This window comes from Candidatus Erwinia dacicola, assembly GCF_001756855.1.
GTDB lineage: Bacteria > Pseudomonadota > Gammaproteobacteria > Enterobacterales > Enterobacteriaceae > Erwinia > Erwinia dacicola.
The window spans coordinates 1-1,498 of the sequence record NZ_MAYS01000145.1; the positions used below are offsets into that span (position 1 = coordinate 1).

General features: G+C 53.3%; 1 protein-coding gene. It reads right to left on the reverse strand.

Going from position 1 to position 1,498, the window contains the following annotated elements:
* Window positions 1-61: 61 nt before the first annotated feature.
* Window positions 62-1,498 (reverse strand): AAA family ATPase (locus tag BBW68_RS04665; protein ID WP_148127538.1); only part of this gene is annotated, 1,437 nt, incomplete at its 5' end.

Sequence of the window (1,498 nt, forward strand, 5' to 3'; positions counted from 1 at the left end):
TTGCAACAGTGCCTAAAAAAAGCCTGATGATCTTCATCAGACTTTTTTATTCACATCTCGGTTAGCAGTTAGTGAACGGTACCTTCCGCTTCTCAGCACTGAGGAAGTGATAGGTCAACTGGTTTTTATCTTTATCCAGCGCCACCGACACCGAGCCGCCGTCAACCAGTGAACCAAATAGCAGTTCATTAGCCAGCGGTTTCTTTAGGCTCTCCTGCACGGTACGCGCCATCGGACGCGCGCCCATCGTTTTGTCGTAACCTTTCTCTGCCAGCCAGTCACGTGCATCATCACTGACTTCCAGCGAGACGCCTTTGGCATCCAGCTGAGCCTGCAGCTCGACAATAAACTTGTCGACCACCTGATGAATAACGACCTGGTCGAGATGCTTGAACCAGATAATATTATCCAGACGGTTACGGAACTCTGGGGTAAAGATCTTTTTGATCTCTTCCATCGCATCGGTGCTGTTGTCCTGCTGGATCAGTCCGATAGATTGACGCTCTGTTTCCCTTACCCCGGCGTTGGTGGTCATCACCACCACCACATTGCGGAAATCCGCTTTGCGGCCATTATTATCGGTCAGCATCCCGTTATCCATCACCTGCAGCAGCAGGTTGAATACGTCAGGGTGAGCCTTCTCGATTTCGTCCAGCAGCACCACCGCATGCGGATGTTTAATTACCGCATCGGTTAACAGGCCGCCTTGGTCAAAACCAACATAGCCTGGAGGCGCACCAATCAGGCGACTGACGGTGTGGCGCTCCATATACTCGGACATATCAAAACGCAGCTGCTCAATGCCCAGCGCTTTCGCCAGCTGAACGGTCACCTCGGTTTTCCCGACACCAGTTGGGCCAGCAAACAGGAAGGAACCGACCGGTTTACGATCCTGGCCCAGCCCTGCACGACTCATCTTGATGGCTTCGGTCAGCACTTCAATGGCGTTGTCCTGGCCGAACACCAGCATTTTCAGGCGATCGCCCAGCGTTTTCAGGGAGTCGCGATCGGAAGCCGATACGCTCTTCTCCGGAATACGCGCAATACGCGCCACCACCGTTTCGATGTCCGACACGTTGACAGTTTTCTTGCGCTTGCTGACTGGCATCAGACGCACCCGCGCACCCGCTTCATCAATGATGTCTATCGCCTTGTCCGGCAGATGACGATCATTGATGTATTTCACCGCCAGCTCTACCGCTGCACGCACCGCTTTTGCGGTATAACGCACGTCGTGGTGCGCTTCGTACTTCGGCTTCAATCCGGTGAGGATCTGCACCGTTTCATCAATCGAGGGTTCAGTAATATCGATCTTTTGAAAGCGGCGTGCCAGCGCACGATCTTTTTCAAAGATATTGCTGAATTCCTGATAGGTGGTTGAGCCCATCACGCGGATCTTGCCGTTCGACAGAAGCGGTTTGATCAGATTAGCCGCATCGACCTGGCCGCCGGAGGCCGCACCCGCACCGATGATGGTATGGATCTCATCGATAAACAG